Annotated in this window: 19 protein-coding genes; 8 read left to right on the top strand and 11 right to left on the bottom strand. The window is 65.8% G+C overall.

Annotated elements, in window-relative coordinates; translation table 11 throughout:
* Positions 1 to 13: 13 nt before the first annotated feature.
* From OU995_RS08140 to OU995_RS08115, 6 genes are all read right to left on the bottom strand, one after another.
* Positions 14 to 799 (bottom strand): lysophospholipid acyltransferase family protein, encoded by a 786-nt coding sequence (locus OU995_RS08140; protein WP_267835018.1) that lies wholly within the window; start codon positions 797 to 799, stop codon positions 14 to 16.
* Positions 799 to 1,449 carry a D-glycero-beta-D-manno-heptose 1,7-bisphosphate 7-phosphatase gene (gene gmhB, locus OU995_RS08135; protein WP_267835017.1) on the bottom strand — a complete coding sequence of 217 codons (651 nt, stop codon included), beginning with the start codon at positions 1,447 to 1,449 and terminating at the stop codon, positions 799 to 801. Before gmhB ends, OU995_RS08140 begins: the two co-directional genes overlap by 1 nt.
* A gap of 18 nt (positions 1,450 to 1,467) precedes the next feature.
* A complete protein-coding gene (glyS, locus tag OU995_RS08130) occupies positions 1,468 to 3,621 on the bottom strand; it encodes a glycine--tRNA ligase subunit beta (RefSeq protein WP_420714833.1) in 2,154 nt (717 codons plus the stop codon).
* 14 nt (positions 3,622 to 3,635) lie between these two features.
* The gene (glyQ, locus tag OU995_RS08125; protein WP_267835016.1) at positions 3,636 to 4,589 is read right to left on the bottom strand and encodes a glycine--tRNA ligase subunit alpha; all 954 of its coding nucleotides are present in this window, start codon (positions 4,587 to 4,589) and stop codon (positions 3,636 to 3,638) included.
* 152 nt (positions 4,590 to 4,741) lie between these two features.
* A complete protein-coding gene (gene lnt, locus OU995_RS08120; protein WP_267835015.1) occupies positions 4,742 to 6,313 on the bottom strand; it encodes an apolipoprotein N-acyltransferase in 1,572 nt (523 codons plus the stop codon).
* On the bottom strand, positions 6,313 to 7,197 hold the full coding sequence (locus OU995_RS08115) for an HlyC/CorC family transporter (protein WP_267835014.1): 885 nt from the start codon (positions 7,195 to 7,197) through the stop codon (positions 6,313 to 6,315). Before OU995_RS08115 ends, lnt begins: the two co-directional genes overlap by 1 nt.
* Positions 7,198 to 7,316: 119 nt before the next feature.
* On the opposite strand from OU995_RS08115, the gene OU995_RS08110 reads away from it, so the two are divergent.
* From OU995_RS08110 to OU995_RS08085, 6 genes are all read left to right on the top strand, one after another.
* Positions 7,317 to 8,429: a CobW family GTP-binding protein gene (locus tag OU995_RS08110; protein WP_267835013.1), complete on the top strand. Its 1,113-nt coding sequence runs from the start codon at positions 7,317 to 7,319 to the stop codon at positions 8,427 to 8,429.
* Positions 8,430 to 8,611: 182 nt separating this feature from the next.
* On the top strand, positions 8,612 to 9,265 hold the full coding sequence (gene dksA / locus OU995_RS08105; protein ID WP_267835012.1) for an RNA polymerase-binding protein DksA: 654 nt from the start codon (positions 8,612 to 8,614) through the stop codon (positions 9,263 to 9,265).
* Between the two features lie 89 nt (positions 9,266 to 9,354).
* Entirely contained in the window at positions 9,355 to 11,097 is a 1,743-nt protein-coding gene (locus OU995_RS08100; RefSeq protein ID WP_267835011.1) for a hypothetical protein, read from the top strand.
* Between the two features lie 695 nt (positions 11,098 to 11,792).
* Complete coding sequence (gene hslV, locus OU995_RS08095; protein WP_267836205.1) at positions 11,793 to 12,329, top strand: ATP-dependent protease subunit HslV; 537 nt, start codon at positions 11,793 to 11,795, stop codon at positions 12,327 to 12,329.
* A complete protein-coding gene (hslU, locus tag OU995_RS08090; RefSeq protein ID WP_420714832.1) occupies positions 12,326 to 13,681 on the top strand; it encodes an ATP-dependent protease ATPase subunit HslU in 1,356 nt (451 codons plus the stop codon). The genes hslV and hslU overlap by 4 nt, the downstream gene beginning before the upstream one ends.
* Before the next feature lie 195 nt (positions 13,682 to 13,876).
* Entirely contained in the window at positions 13,877 to 14,665 is a 789-nt protein-coding gene (locus OU995_RS08085; RefSeq protein WP_267835009.1) for a nucleotidyltransferase domain-containing protein, read from the top strand.
* Positions 14,666 to 14,673: 8 nt separating this feature from the next.
* On the opposite strand, the gene OU995_RS08080 is transcribed toward OU995_RS08085, so the two are convergent.
* Entirely contained in the window at positions 14,674 to 15,453 is a 780-nt protein-coding gene (locus OU995_RS08080; RefSeq protein WP_267835008.1) for a type III pantothenate kinase, read from the bottom strand.
* A 183-nt stretch (positions 15,454 to 15,636) separates the two neighbouring features.
* On the opposite strand from OU995_RS08080, the gene OU995_RS27455 reads away from it, so the two are divergent.
* Positions 15,637 to 17,178 (top strand): methyl-accepting chemotaxis protein, encoded by a 1,542-nt coding sequence (locus OU995_RS27455; protein WP_324288726.1) that lies wholly within the window; start codon positions 15,637 to 15,639, stop codon positions 17,176 to 17,178.
* A gap of 34 nt (positions 17,179 to 17,212) precedes the next feature.
* On the top strand, positions 17,213 to 18,409 hold the full coding sequence (locus OU995_RS08065; RefSeq protein ID WP_267835007.1) for a YbfB/YjiJ family MFS transporter: 1,197 nt from the start codon (positions 17,213 to 17,215) through the stop codon (positions 18,407 to 18,409).
* Here OU995_RS08065 and cobA read toward each other — a convergent pair.
* The 4 genes from cobA to nirB are packed head-to-tail and all read right to left on the bottom strand — an operon-like array spanning position 18,345 to position 24,899.
* Positions 18,345 to 19,289 (bottom strand): uroporphyrinogen-III C-methyltransferase, encoded by a 945-nt coding sequence (gene cobA / locus OU995_RS08060; protein ID WP_267835006.1) that lies wholly within the window; start codon positions 19,287 to 19,289, stop codon positions 18,345 to 18,347. The genes OU995_RS08065 and cobA overlap by 65 nt on opposite strands.
* A complete protein-coding gene (locus OU995_RS08055; protein WP_267835005.1) occupies positions 19,286 to 22,051 on the bottom strand; it encodes a nitrate reductase in 2,766 nt (921 codons plus the stop codon). The genes cobA and OU995_RS08055 overlap by 4 nt, the downstream gene beginning before the upstream one ends.
* Positions 22,052 to 22,061: 10 nt before the next feature.
* On the bottom strand, positions 22,062 to 22,442 hold the full coding sequence (nirD, locus tag OU995_RS08050; RefSeq protein WP_267835004.1) for a nitrite reductase small subunit NirD: 381 nt from the start codon (positions 22,440 to 22,442) through the stop codon (positions 22,062 to 22,064).
* 9 nt (positions 22,443 to 22,451) lie between these two features.
* Positions 22,452 to 24,899, bottom strand: a complete 2,448-nt coding sequence (gene nirB / locus OU995_RS08045) for a nitrite reductase large subunit NirB (protein ID WP_267835003.1) — start codon at positions 24,897 to 24,899, stop codon at positions 22,452 to 22,454.
* Positions 24,900 to 24,931: the final 32 nt, after the last annotated feature.

The following is a 24,931-nucleotide window of genomic DNA, read 5'->3' as shown; positions in this document are numbered from 1 at the left end:
GCGACGAGTGTACTCAGGCCGATGCCGATGCGGGAGGGGCTGCCACGGGAGCCGGGGCGCTGGTCGGATAGGCTTCGGGGTCAATGCGGTGCATTTCCGCTTCAATCCAGCCCTGCACTTCCCTCATCAGCTCGGCCGGCGCGCGTCCGGTGCTGGGGATCTGAGGGCCCACCGAAATGTCCACCACGCCGGGACGCAGCAGGAAGCTCTTGCGCGGCCAGCAGCGCGCCGCGTTGACCGCGATTGGCACCACCGGCTGCCCGGTTTCGCAGGCCAGGCGCGTGCCGCCGGTCTTGTAGTCGCCCGCTTCGCCTCGTGGGATACGTGTGCCTTCCGGGAACATGATCACCCAGGTGCCCTGAGCGGCCAGGCGCTTGCCCTGGGCCGCCACCTTGGCCCAGGCCTGGCTGCGCTTGCTGCGGTCGATGTGGATCATGTCCAGCCGGGCCATGGCCCAGCCGAAGAACGGCACATAGATCAGTTCGCGCTTGAACACGTAGGCCAGCGGGCGCGGCATCAGCATCGGGTAGGCGAAGGTTTCCCAGGTCGATTGATGCTTGGACAGCAGAATCACCGATTCCTGAGGGCCGGTGGGCAGGTTCTCCATGCCGCGCACCTTCCAACGCACGCCACAGATCACCCGTGCGCCCCACATGGCGACGGTGAGCCAGCCGGCGCACATCCAATAGAGCCGGGTGCTGCTCAGGAAGGGAGACACCAGCACCACCGCCGTTCCCCAGGGGATGACAGTCACGGTGAGCCAAAGGACAAACAACAGGGAACGCAGGGCGACGAGCATCAGCTCAGTTCTCCAGGACGGGAATCGGGGACAGGCGTCTCGCCACGCGCATCCGCGCGGGCACGACGCTCTTCATGGATCAGTGCATCGGCAAAGGCGGAGAGGTCCGCATGCACCTTGACACCAGGCACCAGGGCCAGCTGCTCCTGCAACTGCTGCTCATCAACACCCGCCATGCGCTCGCTGCGCAGCAGGTGCGGGCGGCAGCCGGCCGCCATCGCCGTCTGCACATCCCGCATGGTGGCGCCCACCATGTGGACCTGGGGAAGGTCGACACCAAAGCGTTCGCCGATCTGCTCGATCAGGCCGGGCAGCGGCTTGCGGCAATTGCAGTTGTCTTCGGGGGCATGCGGGCAGAAGAAGGCGGCGTCCAGCCGCCCGCCCTTTTCCGCCAGCAGCTGGTTGAGCCGCAGGTGCACCGCATTCAGCGAGGCCATGTCCAGCAGGCCCCGGCCGATGCCAGGCTGATTGGTGGCCATCACCGTGTGCCAGCCGGCATGGTTGAGCCGGGCGACGGCTTCCAGCGCGCCGGGCAGCGGCTCCAGCTCTTCGGGCGCCTTCACATGGTCATCCCGATAGCGGTTGATGGTGCCATCCCGGCCCAGGATCACCAGCTTCATGCCATGCGGATGCTCGGACCGGTTGGGCATTTTGCAATCCTTGGTGGATCAGGCCGCCGCCAGGCGCGACAGGTCGGCCACGCGATTCATGGCGTCATGCAGACGTTTGAGCAGCGCCTGACGATTGGCACGCAGGGCCGCATCGTCCGCATTGACCATCACGCCGTCGAAGAACGCATCCACCGGCGCCTTCAGGGCCGCCAGGGCCTTGAGCGAACCGGCATAGTCGTGCTGCTCGAACAGCTGGTCGGCCTGCGGGCCCACCGTGGCGAGCGCGGCGGCCAGCGCCTGTTCGGCTGCTTCCTGCAGCAGTTCCGGCTTGACCTCGGTCGGCAGCGTGCCTTCGATCTTCTTGAGGATGTTGCCCACCCGCTTGTTGGCCGCCGCCAGCGAGGCGGATTCCGGCAGCGCGGCAAAGCTGCGCACCGCTTCCAGACGGCGCGGCACATCGCCCAGGCGTGCGGGCGACAGGGCCAGCACGGCATCCACTTCCTGGGCGCTGAAGCCCTGATCCCGCAGGCTGACCGCCAGGCGGTCCGCAAAGAAGCCCAGCAGCGCTTCGGTCGGGTTCTGGATGAGGTCGCCAAACACCGGCACGGCGGCTTCGATCAGCGCCGGCAGGTCCAGCGGCAGATTTTTTTCCACCAGGATGCGGATCACGCCCAGGGCGTGGCGGCGCAGGGCGAACGGGTCCTTGTCGCCCGTGGGCAGTTGGCCGATGCCAAACAGACCCACCAGGGTTTCGAGCTTGTCCGCCAGGGCCACCACCGTGCCGGTGTGGTTGCGCGGCAGGGCGTCGCCGGCAAAGCGGGGTTTGTAATGGTCCTCGATGGCAATGGCAACGCCGTCGCGCAGGCCTTCATGGCGGGCGTAATAGCCTCCCATGATGCCCTGCAGCTCGGGGAACTCGCCCACCATGTCCGTCAGCAGGTCGGCCTTGGCCAGCAGCGAGGCTTCTTTCACCTTGCTGTCCAGCACATCGAACTCGTCCTTGGCTTCCACCGTGTAGGGCAGCGTGGCCATGCGGAGCTGATTGACGATGCCGTGGGCAATGGCGCGCACGCGCTCGCTGCGCTCACCCTGGCTGCCCAGCTTGCCGTGATAAACCACCTTGGACAGGCCGTCCACCCGGTCCGCCAGCTTGCGCTTGCGGTCCTGGTCGAAGAAGAACTTGGCGTCGGCCAGGCGTGGACGCACCACACGCTCATTGCCTTCCACCACCGCGCTGGCGTCGGCCGGATGGATGTTGCTCACCACCAGGAAGTGGTGAGTCAGCTTGCCGTGGCTGTCCAGCAGCGGGAAGTACTTCTGGTTGGCCTTCATCGTCAGGATGAGGCATTCCTGCGGAACGGCGAGGAATTCGGCTTCGAACTGGCAGGCCAGCACGTTGGGCAGCTCCACCAGGGCACAGACCTCGTCCAGCAGCTCGGGCGCGTCGATCGGCGTCAGGCCCAGCGGGTCAGCCTTGGCTTGCAACTGGCGAACGATGTCGGCGCGGCGCTGGTCGAAGGACGCGATGACCGCGCCCTCTTCTCGCAGTTGCTGCTCATAGGTGTCTGCCTGGCGCAGCTGGATCTCCGCGCTGCGCGCCTCGAAGCGATGGCCGCGGGTGGTGCGGCCGGCCTGCAGGCCGAGCACCGACACCGGCACCAGGGCATCGCCATGCAAGGCCACCAGGCCGTGGGCGGGGCGCACGAACTTCACATCGCTCCAGCCGTCCGCCAACTGGTAGGTCATGACCTTGGGAATGGGCAGGCGGGACAGGGATTCGTCCAGCGCCTTCTGCAGGCCCTGGGCCAGCGTCACGCCCGGCACCACCGTGTCCAGGAACAGGGCTTCCGCCTTGCCGTCCGGGGCGCGCTTGAGCTGGGGCACCACCGACGCGTCGGCGCCAGCGGCGGCCAGCTTCTTCAGCAGGGCAGGCGTCGGCTGGCCGGAGGCGTCCAGGGCCACGCTCACCGGCATCAGCTTCTGCTGCACCGCGCGGTCCGCCGCCTTGGCGGCCACCTGGGTGATGTGTACCGCCAGACGGCGCGGGGTGGCAAAGGGGGTGACGGTGGCTTCGGCGCCAGTCAGACCCTGGGTCCGCAGGCTGTCGGCCAGCACCTGGGCGAAGGATTCGCCGAGCTTCTTCAGCGCCTTGGGCGGAAGTTCCTCGACAAAGAGTTCAACCAGAAGATTGGAGGTACTGATGTTGCTCATGTCGCTCATCGGGCTCAGGCCGCCTTCTTGTCGTTGTTCTTCTTCTCGATCTGGGCGAGCACGTCATCGGCCCAGTCCTTCGGTGCCATGGGGAATCCCAGGCGCGCGCGGCTGTCCACATAACTCTGCGCCACCGCCCGCGCCAGATTGCGGATACGGCCGATGTAGGCGGCCCGCTCGGTGACGCTGATGGCGCCGCGGGCGTCCAGCAGGTTGAAGGTGTGGCCCGCCTTGAGCAACTGCTCATAAGCCGGCAGGGCCAGTTGCTGTTCCATCAGGAACTTGGACTGCTTCTCGTAGGCGCCGAAGGCCTGCAGCAGGAAGTCCACGTCGCTGAACTCGAAGTTGTAGGTGGACTGTTCCACCTCGTTCTGGTGGAACACATCGCCGTAGGTCAGCACGCGGCCGGACGGCGAGGTGGCGTCGGAATAGACCAGGTCGTAGACCGATTCCTTGTTCTGCAGATACATCGCCAGCCGTTCCAGGCCGTAGGTGATCTCGCCGGTGATCGGCTTGCAGTCGATGCCGCCGACCTGCTGGAAGTAGGTGAACTGCGTCACTTCCATGCCATTGAGCCAGACCTCCCAGCCCAGGCCCCAGCAGCCGAGGGTGGGGTTCTCCCAGTCGTCCTCGACAAAACGGACATCGTTCTTCTTCAGATCGAAACCCAGGGCCTCGAGGGAGCCCAGGTAGAGCTCGAGGATGTTGTCCGGCGCCGGCTTGAGGACGACCTGGAACTGGTAATAGTGCTGCAGGCGGTTCGGGTTCTCGCCGTAGCGACCGTCCTTGGGGCGGCGGCTGGGCTGCACATAGGCGGCTTTCCAGGGCTCCGGACCGAGCGCGCGCAGGAAGGTGGCGGTGTGGCTGGTACCGGCACCGACTTCCATGTCGTAGGGTTGCAGCAAGGCACAGCCTTGCTTGGACCAGTATTCCTGCAGGCGAAGAATCAGTTGCTGGAAAGTCAGCATGGAGCATGGCCCCCTGGACAACGGGGCATATTGGAGAAAGAACCCATTCTAGGGAAGTTCTGGGCTTCTCCCCCGCCCATGCGCTTCGCGCTTTGGGCCAGACCCGCTCGGATCAGCCCGGATCCGGCCGGATGAGGCGCGATCCGGTCGACTCAGCGCGCCCGGCGGCGATGGATCAGCACGGGCACCAGCCCCAGCACCGCCAGCGCCCACAGCGGCCAGAGGCCAAAAGCCGCCAGCCAGCGGGCATACGGGGTCTCGCCGCGGCGTCCCTGCACCCGCACCTCCAGCACACCGGCCTGCTCGGCGGGCAGCCGGGACACCACCCGCCCCTCGTGGTCCACCAGGGCGGTCGCCCCCGTGTTGGTGGCCCGCACCAGCGGACGCTGGAACTCCAGGGCGCGCATCTGCGAGAACTGCAGATGCTGGTCCTGCACCATGCGGGGGCCGAACCAGGCCAGATTGCTGGCGTTGACCAGCACGGTGGCCGAAGCTTCGCCCTGGTCCAGCGCACTGGCCACCACATCCTCGCCAAACAGATCTTCATAACAGATCAGCGGGCGAAGACGCTGCCCGGCGAAGCTCAAGGCCCGTTGATGGGTGCCGTGAGCCTGGTCGTCCATGGGAATGCGCATGGCGCGCACGAACCAGTGGAAGCCGGGAGGGATGAATTCACCAAAGGGCAGCAGATGGCGCTTGCCGTAGTCGTACGGTGCCGGGGTACCCAGGGCGACCAGCGAGTTCACGTACCCCGCCTGCTCATTGCCCAGGAAGGTGCCCAGCAGCAGCGGACGCTGGGCGGCCGCGCGTTGCAGCCGTTCCGTCTGGACGGGATCCAGCCAGGCCAGCGGCAGCGGCAGCACCGATTCCGGCGTGATCACCAGTTGCCCCCGGGCGCTTTCGATCAGGGTGGACAGCTGGTTGAGGTTGTCTTCAAACCGGTCCCGATCGAATTTCTGGTCCTGCGGGATGTTGGGTTGCACCAGCGACACCGCCAGTTCGCCGGCAGGCTGGGTGAAGCCGGAGGGCAGTACCTGCCCCAGCGACACGATCAGCAGCATCACGCCCAACAGCCGCCAGGCGCGAGTGGCCAACGCCGATGCCGCGCAGGCGGACAAGGCGGTAATGCCGTACACCCCCACCCAGGGGGCAAACGTCGCCAACGGCCCCTGGGTATGGGCATACCCGCTGGCAATCCAGGGGAAGCCGGTGAACAGGGTGGCACGTGCCAGTTCGGCCGCCAGCCAGAGGGCGGCAAATGCCAGGGCCCGAGCCCATGGGGGGCCGGACCCGCGTGCAGCCAGCCCGACCGCCAAGGCGTAATACAGCGACAGAAAGGCCGCCAGCAGCACCACCGCCAGACCGGAGACCACCCCCGGCAGGTGGCCGAAATCATGCATGCTGATGTAGAGCCACCACAGGCCGGACGCCAGCCAGCCCACGCCGAACAACCCGCCCAGCAGGGCGGCCCGACGGGGACGGGCCCCAAGAGCCGCCCAGCACAGCCAGGCCAGAGCCAGCGGCTGCAGCCACCAGGCCGGGCTGGGCGCGAAGGAACCGGTGTGGACCGCGCCGGCCAGCAGCGCTACCCAGGGATGGCGAAATGCGGACAGCCAGGTGAGCCCGGAAGCCCTCGGGGGCGCATCGGAAGGAGCGCCCGACGGGGCCCCAGAGGGGGCGCCCGACGCAGCACCGTGCCTGCGGAAACGACCCAACACTGCCATCAACCGGTGTTGTCGTCCGCCTCGGACGTCGGCGCACGGGTGACCTTGAACCAGCGAACGGCGCCGCCACGGTTGATCATCACCGCAAAACGCAGGCCGCCCACTTCCACCGCCTCGCCGCGCCGGGGCACCCGGCCATGCTCTTGGGCGACCAGGCCACCGATGGTGTCGAAATCCTCGTCCGAGAACGTGAGGCCAAAGGCATCGTTCACGGCGGTGATCGTGGCATCGCCGGCCACCCGGTAGCTGCCATCGGCCAGGGTGTAGATGCCGGCGTCGCCGTCACCCACATCGAATTCGTCCTCGATTTCCCCGACGATTTCCTCCAGCACATCCTCGATGGTGATCAGCCCGGCGGTATTGCCGAACTCATCGATCACGATGGCGAGGTGGTTGCGGTTGGAACGGAAATCCCGCAGGAGTTCGTTCAGGCCCTTGCTCTCGGGCACGAAAACTGCCGGGCGCAGCAGCGCACGCAGGTTCAGCTCGGGTGCTCGTTGGAGCTTGAGCAGGTCCTTGGCGAGCAGAATGCCGATGATGTTGTCCCGCTGACCGTCATACACGGGGAAGCGGGAGTGGCCGGTGTCGATCACCGCGGCCAGCAGGTCATCCACCGTGGCGTGGATGTCCAGCAGGTCCATGCGGGGAGCGGCCACCATCACATCGCCGGCGCTCAGCTCGGCCATGCGCAGCACGCCTTCCAGCATCTGCCGGGACTCGGGTGCGATGAGTTCACGCTCTTCGGCCTCCGCCAGGGTCTCGATCAACTCGCTGGTGGAGTCCGGCCCGGGATGGAGGAATTCAAGGACGCGGTCCAGCAGACCGCGATGGTCGTTGCCACGCCCGCCATGTTTGGCGGGCCGACTAGGCTGAGGTTCAGACACTGCAGTGTGTGCCGTCGTTGATGAGGCGTCAGAATAACCGATTGACATTGACATTCGCTTGAACCACAGTCTTTCGCCCCCATTTGTCGGGCCCAAGCTTCCTACTTTTGCCGTACATCATGTCGACAGCCGCACCGAATGACACTCCAGGTGGAGCCCCCGGTTCCACCAGCCTGATCCCTGCCACCATCCTCACCGGCTTCCTGGGCTCGGGCAAAACGACGCTGCTCAAGCGCGTGCTGACCGAGGCGCATGGGCAAAAGATCGCCGTGATCGAAAACGAATTCGGCGAGGAAAACATTGACAACGACATCCTGGTGAGCGAGACGCAGGAGCAGATCATCCAGCTGAGCAACGGCTGCGTGTGCTGCACCATCCGCGAAGACCTGCGCACCACGCTGGCCGACCTGGCCCGCCGCCGCCGCACGGGCGAGCTGGATTTTGAGCGGGTGGTAATTGAAACCACGGGTCTGGCGGATCCGGGCCCGGTGGCGCAGACCTTTTTCATGGATGACGAAATTGCAGAAACGTTTCTGCTGGACTCCATCCTGACCTTGGTGGATGCCAAACACGCTGGTGAACAGCTGGACACCCGGCAGGAGGCACGCCGTCAGGTGGGTTTTGCCGACCAGATCTTCCTGAGCAAGACCGATCTGGTGGACAACGCGGCGGTGGAGGCCCTGGCGCACCGTCTCAAGCACATGAACCCGCGGGCGCCGCAGCGCCGGGTGCATTTTGGTGAAGTGCCCATTTCCGAGGTGTTTGACCTGCGCGGCTTCAATCTGAATGCCAAGCTGGAAATCGACCCGGAATTCCTGAATGTGGACGAACATGACCATGGTCATGACCACGACCATGCCCACCACGATCATGATCACGGCCACGATCACGCCCATGGGGAGCACTGCGACCATCCGCATCACCATCATCATGACGATGATGTGAAGTCGTTTGTCTTCCGTTCGGACCGGCCCTTCAACCCGGCAAAGCTGGAGGACTTCCTGGGCGCCATCGTCCAGGTCTACGGGCCGAAGATGCTGCGTTACAAGGGTGTCCTGAACATGAAGGGCACCGACAAGAAGGTCATTTTCCAGGGTGTCCACCAGCTGATGGGCTCGGACTTGGGCCCCAAGTGGGCGCCCAACGAGCCCCGGATCAGCAAATTGGTGTTCATTGGTATTGATTTGCCGAAAGACATCCTGCTCCAGGGGCTGGATGGCTGCCTGGCTTAGTGACACACTGATTGACCGGTCCGGGGTCTGTGGACGTGGCTACAATCGCCGCGCCCATGACCGGACTGGCACGTCCGCCCTGGCGGACCGGGAATTGTCCCGAACCCGGGCGGGTTTGGCGTCAGCGCGTCGCGTTGTCCCGCACCCACGAGCAGGTATAAAGAGCCGCTAGGAGAGTGAACGTGAGCAAGACCCCGGCCTCCAAGACCCTTGCGCCGAAGGCAGGCGCCAAGGTTGCCAAGCCTGTGGCGGCCAAGGCCGCCAGTGCCGCTGACGCCCCTGAAGCGGACGCTCCAGACAGTTCGGTCGCCACGCTGGACGCACCCGTCCATCGCGCGACTGCCTCTTCAACCTTGAATCAGAACCCCCGCCCCGCCGTGAAAGCCGATCCCAAACTCGCCAATGCCTGGAAATCCAAGCCCGGTGCTGAACTGACAGACGCTGAAGTGCTGGCCATGCCGGACAGCGAGTACATGAATGACAAGCAGGTGGAGTTCTTCCGCGCCAAGCTGACCCAGCTCAAGGAAGACATCCTGTCCAACGCCGGTGAAACCACCGAGCACCTGCGTGAAGACACCTCCATCGTTCCCGATCCGGCTGACCGGGCCACGATCGAGGAAGAACATGCCCTGGAACTGCGCACGCGTGACCGCGAGCGCAAGTTGCTGAAAAAGATCATGCAGTCGCTGACCCGTCTGGACAGCGGCGAGTATGGTTACTGTGATGAAACCGGCGAGCCCATTGGTCTGGGCCGGCTGATTGCGCGTCCGACGGCGACCCTGTCGCTGGAAGCGCAGCAGCGCCGTGAGCTCAAGCAGAAGATGTTTGGGGATTGATTCCCGGCGCTGCTGCCTGCCACTGACAGCCTGGACTGCTGACCTGTCCTGAGACTTTTCCGAGACTGCCCAGAGAGACGCCACCCAGCATGACCGATCCCACCACCAAAGACGGCGAGAGCTTCTTCCGCAAGGTGGCCCGTTTTGTCGCCAACCCGACGACGGACTGGGCGGAAATCAACTCGCGCCAGGACGATCCGGAAGCGGATGCGGCCAAGGCCGAACTGCGGGCGATGGTCGAGCGCAAGCGGCGCAATGACTTCGTCCGCAAGCGTGAGCTGGACATGCTGCGCCGCATCCGCCGCGAAGGCTTGACGCCGGAGCAACTGGCGGCGCTGGGCGGCCATGCCACCTCGGGCATCGACGAACTGGGCCGGATCAGCGAGATCAACGGCAGCCAGACCAGCATCAAGTCCAAGATCGACCAGATCGAGCAACAGATGGTGGGGGAGAGCTTTGCGCCGACGCAGGTGCAGGGCCAACACCCGCCCGCCTTCTTCGAGACCAGCACTCGTCCGGTCAACTTCAACCCGACCCTGCCGGACGACCAGATTTCGGCCCGTGTGGCGGACTTCACCTCACCGCCGGCCAGCGTTGACCGCCTGAACCTGTCGCCCGCCCCGGCGTCCGCCAACATGGGCAAGGGTTTGTCGCCGCAGAGTGCTGCAGGCGCCGCGCCGATCCCGGAACTCAAGACGGCCATCCCGACCCTGAATTTCCATGTGCCGGACCCGGCCGAGGTCGAGGTCAACGAAGTGGTGCATGACGCCGAGCTGGACGAGGCTGTGATTGCCTTTGCCAACGGCGACTATGAACACTGCGAACGCAGCCTGTCCGACCTGACGCGTGAAGGTGGCGCCCGCCACACCCATGCAGAGACGTGGCTGGTGCTCTTTGACCTCTACCGGGCCACCGGCCAGCAGGGCAAGTTCGAACACCTGGCCAACGACTACGCCCAACAATTCGGCCTCTCTTCTCCGCAATGGTTCTCCCTGCCCAAGCTGGTGGCGGAAGCGGTGCAGCAGGAGCGTGCGCCGCGGGGCCACACCAACACGGTGGCCTGGTCCGCGCCGGAATACCTGGACGTGGACGGTGTGCTGCAGATGCGCAGCCGCTGCGAAAACCTGCCGCTGCCTTGGGTGCTGGACTTCCAGAACCTGCGCCAGATCGACCCCGAAGCCTGCGCGCGCATGCGTGAAGTCTTCCGTGCCTGGGCTCCCCAGGCCCTGGACCTGCGCTGGCTGGCCGGAGACCACTTCTTCCAGGTGCTGAAGGATCAGGCGCCGGTGGGGGCACGGGATGCGGACCCGGTGTACTGGATGCTTCGCCTGGAGGCTCTGCGCCTGGCGAACCGCCCGGACCAGTTCGACGAAGTGGCCATCGACTACTGCGTCACCTACGAAGTGTCACCGCCCTCCTGGGAGAAGGCCGAGGCGCATGTGCGTGTCAGCGGTAACAGCCTCTCGACAGCGTCTCCCCAACCGTCGGTGCTGCCGGCGATGGACACTGGCATCAGCTTCCTCGAATCGACCATCACTGACGCGCTCAGTACTGCAGCCCAGATGGAACTATCGGGTCAGCTCAGTGGCGACATCAGTGAAACCTTGAAGCTCATGACCGACCAGCTCGGCCCGGCTTCCTTGGTCAACATTGCCTGCCCCAAGCTGATCCGTCTGGACTTCATGGCGGCGGGCGACCTGCTGAACTGGGTCCTGGCTCGCCGCAGCGAAAACCGCGCTGTGCAATTTACCGACGCGCACCGCCTTGTCGCACTGTTCTTTGGTGCCATGGGCATCAACGAGCATGCGCGGGTGAAAGTCCGGCACGTCTGACGCCGTCCCGCGCTTCTCTGCCCTGTGTGGCAGAGGAGCCGACGAACCGGGCTGCTGGGTCTTGATGAGGGAGGTGGTGAGCTGCCACTGCCAGGCGCCTCACGGACCCTCTGCCCCAACGCTCCCTCGACCGCCTTCTCAGTTCAGTTCAGCGCACCGCACCGCACCGCACCGCTGTCCCTTTCGCTCGTGGGATTCTGCTGAGCGCAAGTGGCCGTGCACGGCACTGCACTGCACGATGCTCCCAATGCGTGGGATGTGATGACCACGGTGATGAAAAGCGGGGCATGCCGATGCCTGCGGGGTGGGTGTGGGAGGAGCCGAGGAGCGGAGGGAGTCGGGGGGCGGGCGGAGCGCGCATCAATGACTAGCTAGAGGGACCGGCTGTTTGAGCGAAGCGAGCCGAAGGTGAGCGAAGCGAGTTGGGCCCGCCCCGACTCCTGAGCACCGCAGGGGAGTCTTGAGGGCGGGGGCCCTCAAGACCTCCGGACTCACCCGCCCCGCAGGCATCGGCATGCCCCGCCGCCTCGGTCTGGGCACTGGGCACTGGGCACTGGGCAAAAGGCAAAGGGCAGCATCCACACCTCGCACAAACCCCACCCCCAACCTGCCTTCCCTCTTGTGATTCCCACTTCAGCCCCACACTTGGGCCTGTGATGACCCCCAGCCAAGCCATGTCACAAGCATCTTCACCCTTGCCGCAGTACCACGGCACCACCATCGTCAGTGTCCGTCGCGGCAACCAGGTTGCTATCGGCGGGGACGGTCAGGTCACCCTCGGAACGATCGTTGTCAAATCCACGGCCCGCAAAGTCCGCAAGCTGTACCAGGGCCAGGTCCTCGCTGGTTTTGCTGGCGCCACGGCGGACGCTTTCACCTTGTTTGAGCGCTTTGAATCCAAGCTGGAGAAGTACCAGGGCAACCTCACGAAGGCGGCTGTGGAACTGACGCGGGACTGGCGGACGGACCGTGTCCTGCGGCGCCTGGAGGCCATGCTGGCGGTGGCGGACCGTTCCGCCTCGCTCATCATCACTGGCAACGGCGATGTGCTGGAGCCGGAGCAAGGCATTGTGGCCATCGGTTCTGGTGGTGCCTATGCCCAGGCGGCGGCCAAGGCGCTGCTCAACCACAGCGAGTTGAGCGCCGCCGACATCGTCAAGCAATCGCTCGTCATTGCGGGCGAGATCTGCATCTACACCAATGGCAACCACACGCTGGAGGTCCTTGAATGAGCTCTGGCATGACACCCCAGGAAATCGTCTCTGAGCTGGACCGCCACATCGTGGGCCAGGCGGATGCCAAGCGCGCGGTGGCGATTGCCCTGCGCAACCGCTGGCGTCGCCAGCAGGTCGATGACAAGCTGCGCTCTGAAATCACGCCCAAGAACATTTTGATGATTGGCCCCACGGGCGTCGGCAAGACCGAAATTGCGCGCCGCCTGGCCAAGCTGGCGGATGCGCCCTTCATCAAGGTGGAAGCCACCAAATTCACCGAAGTCGGTTATGTCGGCAAAGATGTTGACAGCATCGTCCGCGACCTGGTCGACATTGCGGTCAAACAAGAGCGCGAGCGCCAGATGCGCTTCCAGCGCACCCGCGCCGAAGATGCTGCGGAAGAGCGCATCCTGGATGTGCTGGTGCCACCGCCCCGCTCCTCCACCGGATTCGCCCCCAGCGACACCAGCGCCACCGCCTCCCCCAACGGAGAAGGCACCGCACGCCAGACCATGCGCAAGCGCCTGCGTGAAGGCTCGCTCGACGACAAGGAAATCGAACTCGAGCTGGCTGAACCGAAGCCCACCATGGAAATCATGGGGCCCCAGGGCATGGAAGAAATGGCCGAGCAGCTCAAGGGCTTGTTTTCCCAGATGGGCCAGGGTCGCCGCAAGACCCGCAAGGTACGCATCGGCGAAGCCATGAAGCTGCTGGTGGAAGAGGAAGCCGCCAAACTCGTGAATGAAGACGAGATCAAGGCCACCGCCCTGGCCAACGCCCAGGACAACGGCATCGTCTTCATCGATGAAATCGACAAGGTGGCCAGCCGGGCCGAGCACGGCGGTGCCGATGTCTCGCGCCAGGGCGTGCAGCGCGACCTGCTGCCGCTGGTCGAAGGCACCACGGTGAACACCAAATATGGCATGGTCAAGACCGACCATATTTTGTTCATCGCCTCCGGTGCCTTCCACCTCAGCAAACCCAGCGACCTCATCCCCGAACTGCAGGGCCGCTTCCCCATCCGGGTGGAGCTCAAGTCACTCTCGGTGGATGATTTTGAAGCCATCTTGTCCAGCACCCACGCCAGCCTGGTCAAACAGTATCAGGCGCTGCTGGCCACCGAAGGCCTCACCCTGGAACTCAGTGCCGACGGCATCCGCCGCCTGGCACAGATTGCCTACGAAGTGAACGAGCGCACCGAAAACATCGGCGCCCGACGCCTCTCCACCGTGCTGGAGCGCCTGCTCGACGACATCAGTTTCGACGCCCACAAGCATGCCGGCCAGACCGTCACGCTGGACGGCCGCTCCGTGGACGACAAACTGGGCGCCCTGGCGCAGAACGAAGATCTGAGCCGCTTCATCCTCTGAGCGACGACTGGCGTACACCGCCAGTCAGGACTTTCCACAGCTTCGTCGCAAAAACAAGACGCCAGGGTCTCCCCTGGCGTTTTTTCCATTGGCGGTACTTCGGAAATGCCTACAGTCCGCCGCCAGCGCCTCAGGCCGCATCCGGCCTTCCCCTGCACGGACAACCGCCGCGCGTCCTCATCCGTTTGAAGCATCATGATTGACGATTCCGCCCGACGAGAAGTCCAGGCCCGCTTGCGGCGCGCCGAAATTGAACATGAGGCCAAGGTGTTGCTGGCGGTGGAATCCGGGAGTCGCGCCTGGGGGTTCGCCTCGCCCAACAGCGACTACGACGCCCGCTTCATCTACGTGCATCGCCCCAAGCGCTATCTGTCCGTCGGCCTGGAAGAACAGCGCGATGTCATCGAATACCCCATCGTTGATGACATGGACATCAACGGCTGGGACCTGCGCAAGGCCCTGCGGCTGTTCTGGAAGTCCAATCCGGGCTTTGTGGAATGGGTCCAGTCGCCAATCGTCTACGAAAAGCATGGCAGCTTCCATCGCCGGGCGCTGGCCCTGCTGCCGACCGTCTATTCGGTGGAGCGCGGCATCTATCACTACCGCAGCATGGCCCAGACCAACTATCGGGGTCATCTGCTGAACGACCAGGTGCCGCTGAAGAAATACTTCTACGTCCTGCGCCCGCTGCTGTCGGTGCGCTGGCTGGAGCGCTACCAGCGGCCGGCACCGATCGAGTTCCAACGCCTGCTGGAAATGATCGACAAGGACAAGGCGCTGCTCTCGGCCATCCAGGACCTGCTGGCCTTGAAACAGGCCTCCCCGGAAATGGGGCTCTCCCCTCGTGTGGCCCCGATCCAGCACTTCATTGAACAGGAGCTCCAGCGGCTCGAAAGCCTTCGTCCCGACCCGCAACCACGCGCGGAAGTGGAGCCGCTGCTGTCAGAACTTTTCCGTACGGTGCTGCAGGAAACCTGGGGCTGAGTGGCCGCTCACAGGGCCAGGCGATGCGACTGCAACGCCAGCAGCCCGTCGAAGATCAGTGAATCGACCAGCTCGTGCGGAATGTCCAAGGCTGGCGACACCTTCCAACCGGCGCCCCCCGTCATCAAGGTGACGGGCACTTGCCCGCAGCGTCGGACCATGTGCCGATGCATGCGCTCGATGGCGCCAGTGATGGCGTAATTGCCACCGCTGGTCAGCGCATCCGACGTGTTGGTGGGGAACTCCCGCACCTCCCCGGTAGGAACCCGCAAACCTGCTGTGCCGCCCTCCAGGGCCCGCAACATGATGCCGTGGCCCGGAAGGATCAGGCCGCCCAGAAAACGGCCTTCCGCGTCCAACGCGTCCACCGTCACCGCCGTGCCCACCATCACCACCAGCACCGGCTGCGGCGCGCGGCCCTGAGAGCGTGACAGCACATGGTGGCGGGCACCGATCATCGCCACAAAGCGGTCCGTGCCCAGGCGGGTCGGATGGTCATACCCATTCACCACGCCCCCCGCCTGCGCGGACGACGCCACCCAGCGGGGTTCCAGGTCCCACAGCTCTTCCAGCTGCTCCTCCACCCGATGGCGCATGCCATCCCCCGCCACATTGCAGCCCAGCAGGCTGCCCGGCGGGGGCAGGCTGGCCCAGTCATGCTCGGCCAGCTTCTCGATGTTTTCCAGGAATTGGGCCCCATGCGCCAGCATCGGGCAGCCTGGCTGAGGCCCGGCATACAGCGCCCACTTGAGGCGGGTGTTACCGATGTCGATGGCCAAAAAGCTCATAAGTTCACGCGCTACGCTGCGACAGACCGGCAGGGTAGCAGCGTTTTTCCTCAAGACGGTGCACGCTGTCGTCGAAGAGACTGGGGTTGGAGAGCTGCCTCTCTTTTTTCCGGTTCTTGATGCACCATACCGGGGCAACGGGGCTTTGCAGCCCTTTCCCCGGCTTCTTCGAAAGCACCAACGATGAAGTTTTCGATTGCCACGCGCCTGTGGATGCCTGTGATCGTGATGGCGGTGATGACGGTTGTGATGTCCGTGGGGGCGGCGGTCCGTACCAAGGCCCTGCTGGCGGTTTCACAAACCACACAGGAACGGCAGCAGCAGCGGTTTGAACTGGCCCTGCGCTGGCGCGGCCTGACGGAGGCCAATGCCAGCCGTGTGCAGGGCGGCCTGGCGGCCAACGACTCGGCGGTGGCCGACGCGCTGAAGGCCGACATCGCCCGTACCACCGACATCATCAGCGGCATCCAGAAGGAGCTGGAAGCGCTGGTCGAAGATGAGGCCGACAAAACCGCCATGGCGACGGTGGCTGAGCGCCGCAAAGCCTACATCGCCGCGCGCAACGAGGCCGGCAAGCTCAAGAGCTCGGGTCAGGTCGAAGCCTCCCATGCAGCGCTCAAGCAGAAGGTGGTGCCGGCCATCGACCGATACCTGGAAGCCCAGCAGGCCTTCATCAAGCTCCAGCAGGCCAAGGCCACCGCCCTGCGCGAGGCCGGCGGCGCGGAACGCATGCGCACCGTTTGGGGCGTCTCGGCGGTGATGGGGCTCATCGTGCTGTTGCTGGCGGTGGCCACCGCGTATTTCGTGCGCACCATCTCCTGGCCGCTGAAGCAGCTGGTGGTGCAGGCCGGCCGTATCGGCGAGGGGGACCTCTCCGATCAACCGCAGGACTTGCGCAGCGACGAAATCGGTGAAGTCCAGCGCGCCCTGCAGCAGATGACCGCATCCCTGCGCACCGTGATCCAGGGCTTCCGCAGCAGCGTGGAAAGCATGCAGACCTCCAGCCAGGAAATTGCCAGCGGCAATGCCGACCTGAGCCATCGCACCGAACAGACCGCGTCCAACCTCCAGCAGGCCGCGTCGTCCCTGTCGCAGTTGACGGGCACGGTGCAGCAAAGCGCGGACAGTGCACGCACCGCCAATCAACTGGCGGGCAGCGCGGCGGAAGTGGCCCAGCGCGGCGGCGCGGTCGTCGGGCAGGTGGTGGGCACCATGGGGGACATCGATGCCAGCGCCAAGAAGATCAGCGACATCATCGGCGTCATCGACAGCATTGCCTTCCAGACCAACATCCTCGCGCTCAATGCGGCCGTGGAAGCCGCGCGGGCGGGTGAGCAGGGTCGAGGCTTTGCGGTGGTGGCCAGCGAGGTGCGTGCATTGGCGCAGCGCAGCGCCGGTGCGGCCAAGGAGATCAAGACCCTGATCGGGGACAGCGTCTCCAAGGTGGAAGCAGGGTCACAGCTGGTCCGCGAGGCGGGCACCACCATGCAGGAGATCGTGGCCAGCGTCCAGCGGGTGTCCGACATCATCAGCGAGATCAGCGCCAGCACGGTGGAGCAGAGCCAGGGCATCGGCAGTGTCAACGGCGCCGTGGCGCAACTGGACCAGATGACGCAACAGAACGCCGCGCTGGTGGAAGAGTCGGCGGCTGCAGCGGAATCAGTGAATGAGCAGGCGCGACGGCTGACGGCACTGGTGGCGCATTTTCGGATGACGGGCCGCTAAGCCCGTGCTGCGGGAGCAGCGTAAGCTCTGCGGAATGCCCTCTCATGACGCCATGCCCTCCAATGCCCGCCAGCCCTGGCAGGTCTCCATCGGCGGCATCACCGCCCTGATGCTCACAGTGGGCATCGCCCGCTTTGCCTACACCCCTCTGCTGCCCCTGATGCAGGCGCAGGCAGGCGTGGGCGATGCGCTAGGGGGTGGTCTGGCGGCCATCAACTATGCCGGCTACATGAGCGGTGCGCTCATCGCCTCGCTGGTGGAAGCCCCGCACTGGCGCTACCGGCTCTATCTGGCCGGGCTGCTGCTGGGCCTGATGTCCACCGCGCTGATGCCGCTGGGCACCTCGGTCGGGTTGTGGGCCCTGTCGCGCTATCTCGGTGGGCTCGCGGGCGCCGCCGCCATGTTGCTGGGCTCTGGCCTCGTGCTGGGATTTCTCATGCGCTCCGGTCGGCGCCCGGAGCTGGGTGTGCATTTCATGGGCTTGGGCTTGGGCATCGTGCTGTCCGCACTCGGGGCGATGGCCATGGACGCCCTGCGCTGGGACTGGGCGGCCCACTGGTGGGGGTTTGTCGGCATCGGGCTGGCCCTGCTGGCTGTGGCCTGGCATTGGCGCCCCCCGTTGCCGCCCCCCACCGCGCCAAGCGCCATGCCGCAAGGCGCACCCGGCAAGACCTGGATGCGCTTGATGCTGGCGGCCTATTTCTGTGCGGGCTGGGGCTTTGTCATCCATGCCACCTTCACCGTGGCCATCGTCGAGCGCCAGCCGCTGCTGCAGGGTCAGGGCCCATGGGCCTGGCTGCTCGTGGGTGTTGCGGCCACGCCGGCCGTCTTTGTCTGGGATCGGATCGCGCGGCGCTTCGGTGATCTGCAGGCACTGATCACCGCCTTTGCGCTGCAGACCGTGTCGGTGGTGCTACCGGCCCTGTCCAACAACCTTGCAGCGGCACTGACCGGCGCCTTGCTCTACGGGGCCACCTTCATCGGACTGGTCAGCCTCACCCTGGCGCTGGTGGGCCGACGCTCGCCCGGCAATCCCGGCAAGGCCATGGCACGGCTGACGCTGAGTTATGGTGCCGCGCAGGTCACGGCACCGGCGCTGGCGGGCGCCATGGCCCAGGCCAGCGGCAGCTATCGCGGTGCCTTATGGGTCACGGCGCTGGTGCTGGTCATCGGGCTGATGCTTGTGGTCGCTCTTCAACAGGTGGAAAAACGCCGGGAACGGCCCCGTTGAATCCACCCAGCCCCACTGCCGCCCGCCACCCCTCCGACAACGCCACCACCGTGCCAATCACCAGCAACGCCGGACTGGGCAAGCCGTGTCGCTCGATGTCCGCCGGCAGCTCGCCCAGCGTGGTGAAACACTCCCGCTGCCGAGGCGTATGGGCCGCGCTGACGATCACCGCAGGCGTCTCTGCGGCCAGCCCGCCTGCCTTCAACGCGTCGCAGATCACCGCCGCCCGCGTCAGACCCATGTAGACCACCAGCGTCAGGCGGCAGCGCGCCAGCACGGCCCAATCCGGCTGCGTGCCCTGCTCGCCGTTGTGTCCGGTCACAAAGGCCACGCCCGGCGTGCAGCGGCGATCCGTCACTGGCACGCCCACCGACGCTGGCGCTGCCAACCCGGCGGACAAGCCGTTGATCACCTCCACCTCCAGCCCCGCCTCGCGCAGCGCGTCCACTTCTTCTCCGCCGCGTCCGAACACAAACGGATCGCCGCCCTTGAGCCGCACCACCCGCGCTCCCGCTCGGGCCTCGCGAATCATCAGCTCGTGGATGAACCGCTGCTCGGTCGATACGCATCCACCACGCTTGCCCACCTTCAGCACACGCGCCTGCGGCGGCACGCATGCCAGCACCCGCGCGTCCACCAGGTCATCGGTGAGGACCACCTCGGCGCGCTGAAGGCATCGCAGGGCCTTGATCGTCAACAGTTCCGGATCCCCCGGGCCAGCCCCCACCAGAGACACCATCGGTGAGCGCCGCTGCAGGTCATGGCCGCCGCCATGGGGGTCGGGGCCAGTCCCCGGGTGGGCGCCCGTGCCCGCGTCAGTGCCGACGCCGCTGTTCCCGTGGGTGCAGCTGCGAGTGTGCCCATCGAGAGTCCTGCTCATGTCACGTCCTCGGTTGATTGCACCCAGCGCCGCAGCGTAGGCAGACAGGAGCCGCAGGAGGTGCCGCAACGCAGCGTCGCCTGCAAGGCGGCCAGACGCTCGGTCGGGCTGCCGGCGGGCTGGCGGGCCAGGCAGGCCTTGATGGCATCCTCCCGCACGTCGAAACAGTTGCAGACCTGCGGGCTGGCCGGCGGTGCCGGTTGATCCGCCTCCGGCGCCAGCAAGCGCCGGCTGAAAGGCGCCACTGGGACCCGATCCCGCCACAACGCATCCAGCCAACGGGCCTCCTGGCCGGTTCCAACCCGCAGCAGCGCCTGCAGCCGCGCCTCCTGGCCTTCACCCTCCAGACGCAGCATCCGGCTGCGTCCGCGTCGCCCGTCGGCATAACGCAGCACCCCGGCGCCGGTCAGTCCCAGCGCACGGGCCAGCGCCTGCACCACCGCATCGCTGGGGCGTTCGGCCAAGGCCATGTCCAGCAGCCAACCTTCCTGTGGGCCTGCACCGGCGGCCGGCAGGCAGCTCGCATAAGCGGCCTGATCCATCAGGGCGCGCAACTGGCTGCGCAGTGCCGCCCCTGCCCCCGGCTCGACCCAGGCTGCCCCCACCACCCGCCAGGGAAGATCCACCGCAGACACCGAGATGGCGGCGAACTTCAATTCCGGCTGACGCGCGTCCGGACAGAACGCGGGCTGTGTCAGCGCATTCACGCCCGCCTGGCCCTGCCCGCCGAGAAACTCCTGACCCCAATGCATGGGCAGCCAGGCGGTTTGGGGGGGCAAGCCCGCGTCCGCCCGCAACGGCACGATCAATTCACCCCGCCGGGACTGCACCCGGACCAGATCCCCGTCCACCAGACGGCGCCGCTCGATGTCGGCCGGATGCAGCCCCAGCGCTGGCGATCCATCATGCGCAAAGAGGCGCGCCACCGTCCCGCTGCGACTCATGCCGTGCCATTGGTCCCGCATCCGGCCTGTGCTGAGGGCCAACGGAAACCGGGCGTCCTGCCGATCCATCGGCATGACAAAGGGCCGCGACACGAAGCGGGCACGGCCATCGGGATGGGCGAATCGTCGGTCCTCATACAAGCGCGCCTGGGCCTGATCCGCGCCTTCCGGCCATGGCCACTGCCGAGGCGCAGCCTCCAGCATGGGATAACTCAGCCCAGTGATATCCAGATCCCGCCCGCGCGTGGCGGCACGATGTTCTTCCCAGAGCGCCTGCGGCTGCTCCCAGGCAAACAGGCTGGGCCTTTGCGGCCGCAACCGGGCTTCCATCCGCCGGGCCACATCCCGCACGATCTCCCAATCCGCACGAGACTCCCCCGCCGGTGCCAGCGCCGCACGCACCCGGCTGATTCGCCGCTCGCTGTTGGTGACCGTGCCTTCTTTCTCTGCCCACGTGGCGGCCGGCAACAGCACATCGGCATACCCGGCGGTCGCCGTGCCCTGAAACGCCTCCTGCAGGATGACCAGTTCACAGCGGGCCAGCGCCGCACGCACCAGCGCCTGATCCGGCATGGACTGGGCGGGATTGGTACACGCCATCCACAAGGCCTTGATCTCACCGCGCGCAGCGGCCTCAAACATCTCCACTGCGGTCTTGCCCGGGCGGTCGGGCAAGGGGTCACTGCCCCACAGCGCCGCCACTTCATCGCGATGCGCCGCCACCATCGGGTCGCGGTGGCCGGGCAGCAGCGTGGCCATGCCGCCCGTCTCCCGCCCGCCCATCGCATTGGGCTGGCCGGTCAAGGAAAAAGGCCCGGCTCCCGGGCGTCCGATCTGATGGGTGGCCAGATGCAGATGGATCAGCGCGGTGTTTTTGGCTGCGCCGCTGCTGCTCTGGTTCAGGCCCATGCAGTAGAGCGACAAGGTGGCCGGCGAGCGTGCAAACCACTGCGCTGCTTCCAGCACCTGCGCTTCCTTGAGCCCGGTCAGCCGCGCCGATTCGCTGGGTGTCATTACGCGCACCAGCGCCTTGAGTGCATCAAAGCCTTCCGTGTGCTGGTCGATGAACGCCCGATCAATCCAGCCTTCCCAGATGCACGCATGCAGCATGCCCTGGAACAGCGCCACATCGGTGCCAGGCCGCAACGCCAGATGCAGGTCGGCGAATTCCGCTGTCTCGGTGCGGCGCGGGTCCACCACGATGATCTTCACACCGGGCCGGGCCTGCCGGGCCGCTTCAATCCGCCTGAACAGCACCGGATGGGCCCATGCCGTGTTGGTACCGGCCAGAAACAGGCAATCGGCCTGATCCAGATCGTCATAACAGGCCGGTGGTGCATCCGCACCCAGCGTCTGCTTGTAGCCCACCACCGCCGCACTCATGCACAAACGCGAGTTGCTGTCGATGTTGTTGGTGCCTATCAGCCCCCGGGCCAGTTTGTTGAAGGCGTGATAGTCCTCGGTGAGCAGTTGGCCGGAAATGTAGAAGCCGATCGCATCGGGTCCATGTTGCGCCCGCACCGCGAGCAGCCGGTCGGCGAGCTGCTGCTGGACCGTCTCCCAGCCCAGCGGCTCGAAAGGTGCCCGGCGGTCGGTGCGCCAGGCCGGCTGCAGCAGCCGTTGATGCTGCCGCACCAGCGGTGTCGCCGTGAGGTGAAGCGTCGAGCCTTTGGTGCACAAGCGCCCGGCATTGGCCGGATGGTCCGGGTCGCCGCGCACGCCGGTGATGCGCTCGCCCTGGTCATCATGAACGGAATCGATCAGCACGCCGCAGCCGACGCCGCAGTACGGGCAGGTCGAACGGGTGGTGCGATTCATGCTTCGTTGCTCAGCAGGCCATGCGGGTGCAGGGGCCGGCCTGCACCGGCGCCAGGTCAATGCCGACGGTGTCCAGCTCCTCACGGTCCAGCATCACCTGCGTGCCCTCCACCCGCACCTGAAAGACCGGCGTCCGGCCTTCATCCGGCTCGCGGGCGCAGCCGCTGTCCAGCGCAATCGTCCAGTTGTGCAGCGGGCAGGCGACTGCAGCACCAAACACGAGGCCCTGACTGAGCGGTCCGGCCCGATGCGGACAACGGTCCAGCAACGCATGCACCTGATCGTCCGAGGTGCGGAACAGGGCCACGTCCGGACCTCGTGCCCGCGCCACGCGGCGCGCGCCCAGCACGGGGATGTCGGAGACGGTACAGATGGGGATCCAGGTCGGCATGGTGCTCGCTCAGCGGGTAGAAGACAGGGCCGGCAAGGCCTCGAACTGACGCAGGTCCACCTGCGCCTGGGTGAATTCGAACCACGGGTCCGGCTCACCATCGAGCGCGAACTGCAACTCGGCCCACAAAGCCTTGCGACCCGCGTGGTCCTCAAGGATGCGCTGCTTCACATGGTCCAGGCCCACTCGGCTGACGTAATGCACCGTGCGCTCCAGATACCAGCCCTCCTTGCGGTAGAGCTGCATGAAGGCGCCGGTGTACTCCAGCACTTCCTCGGCGGTTTTGAGTTTGGTGAAGAAATGGGCCACCTCGGTCTTGATGCCGCCGTTGCCGGCGATGTACATCTCCCACCCGGAATCCACGCCGATGATGCCGACATCCTTGATGCCCGCTTCGGCGCAGTTGCGCGGGCATCCGCTCACGGCGAACTTCACCTTGTGCGGCGCATACATCCGCCACATCGCCCGTTCCAGGTCCTTGCCCATCTGGGTGCTGTCCTGGGTGCCCATGCGGCACCATTCAGAGCCCACGCAGGTTTTCACCGTGCGCAGCGCCTTGGCATAGGCATGGCCGCTGGGCATGCCGATGTCCCGCCACACGTTCACCAGGTCTTCCTTGCGAACGCCCAACAGATCGATGCGCTGGCCGCCGGTGACCTTCACGGTGGGAATGCGGTATTTGTCCACCGCATCGGCAATGCGGCGCAGCTCGGCTGCGCTGGTCTCGCCGCCCCACATGCGCGGGATCACCGAATAGGTGCCGTCCTTCTGGATGTTGGCATGGCTGCGCTCGTTGATGAAGCGCGATTGCGGGTCATCAACCGCCTCCTTGGGCCAGGAGGAGATCAGGTAGTAGTTCAGCGCCGGCCGGCAGGTGGCGCAGCCGTTGGGGGTGGACCAGTGCAGGCGCGTGAACACATCGCCCATGCGCACCAGATGCTCGGCAACGATGGCCTCGCGCACGTCCTGATGGCTCATCTCGGTGCAAGCGCAGATTGCCTTCTTGCGCGGTGCGGCGGAATAGTCCCCACCGGCCGTCAACATCAGCAGCTGCTCAACCAGCCCGGTGCAGGACCCGCAGGACGCGCTGGCCTTGGTGTGTTTTCTCACCTCTTCCAGCGTGAACAGGCCCTTGTCCTTGATGGCCTTGCAGATGGCGCCCTTGCTGACGCCGTTGCAGCCGCAGACCTCGTCGCTGTCGGCCATCGCGGCAGCCTTGTTGTGGCCCTGATGGCCGACATCCCCGATATTGCTCTCGCCAAACATCAGCTTGTCGCGGATATCGCCGATCTTGCGGCCCTCGCGCAGCAGCCTGAAATACCAGCTGCCATCCACGGTGTCTCCATACAGGCAGGCGCCCACCAGCCGATCGTCCTTGATCACCAGCTTCTTGTAGACGCCGGCAAACGGGTCGCTCATGACGATCTCTTCGGTGCCCTCCCCGCCCATGAAGTCTCCGGCGGAGAACAGGTCGATGCCGGTGACCTTGAGCTTGGTGCTGGTCTGGCTGCCGAGGTATCGACCGATGCCGAACTGGGCCAGATGATTGGCGCAGACCTTGCCCTGCTCAAACAGCGGGGCCACCAGCCCATAAGCAATGCCACGATGGGCCGCACATTCGCCGACCGCGTAGATGCGGGGATCGGTCACCGTCTGCAGCGTGTCACTGACCACCACGCCGCGATGGCAGTGCAGGCCGGCGCGTTCCGCCAGCGCGGTGCTGGGGCGGATGCCGGCGGCCATCACCACCAGATCGGCCGGAATCTCCTGGCCATCCTTGAACCGCACCGCCATCACCCGACCGTCCGCGCCGCCGATGAGCGAATCGGTCTGTGCGCCCAGGAGGAAACGCAGGCCCCGGTCCTGCAGCGATTTGCGCAGCAGCTCACCGGCCTGATCGTCCAATTGACGCTCCATCAGCCAGGGATGAAGATGGACCACGGTGACCTGCATGCCTCGCAGCATCAAGCCATGGGCCGCCTCCAGGCCCAGCAGGCCCCCGCCGATGACCACGGCATGGCGGTACTTGCGGGCCGCCTCGATCATGGTGGTGGTGTCAGCAATGTCGCGGTAGGCGATGACGCCGGCCAGATCCTTGCCCGGCACCGGCAGGATGAACGGCGTCGAGCCGGTGGCCAGCAGCAGGCGGTCGTAATCGGCCACCGTGCCGTCTTCGGTCACCACCTGCCGGCGGACCCGGTCGATCCGGTCCACCCGCTGGCCCAGGTGCAGCGTGATGCCGTGCTCTTCATACCAGCTCAGCGGATTGAGGATGATCTCGTCCAGCGTCTGCTCCCCCGCCAGCACCGGGCTGAGCAGGATGCGGTTGTAGTTGGGATGCGGCTCGGCGCCGAACACGGTGATGTCGTAGAGATCCGGGGCGATCTTGAGCAGCTCTTCCAGCGTGCGCACACCAGCCATGCCGTTGCCCACCATCACCAGCTTCATCTTCTTCATGGGGGAATCTCCGGAGAAAACAGGGGCCCGTC

This window comes from Roseateles sp. SL47 (assembly GCF_026625885.1).
GTDB lineage: Bacteria > Pseudomonadota > Gammaproteobacteria > Burkholderiales > Burkholderiaceae_C > Roseateles.
Note: the sequence above shows the minus strand (reverse complement) of the source record. Positions and strands in the feature narration are given on the sequence as shown.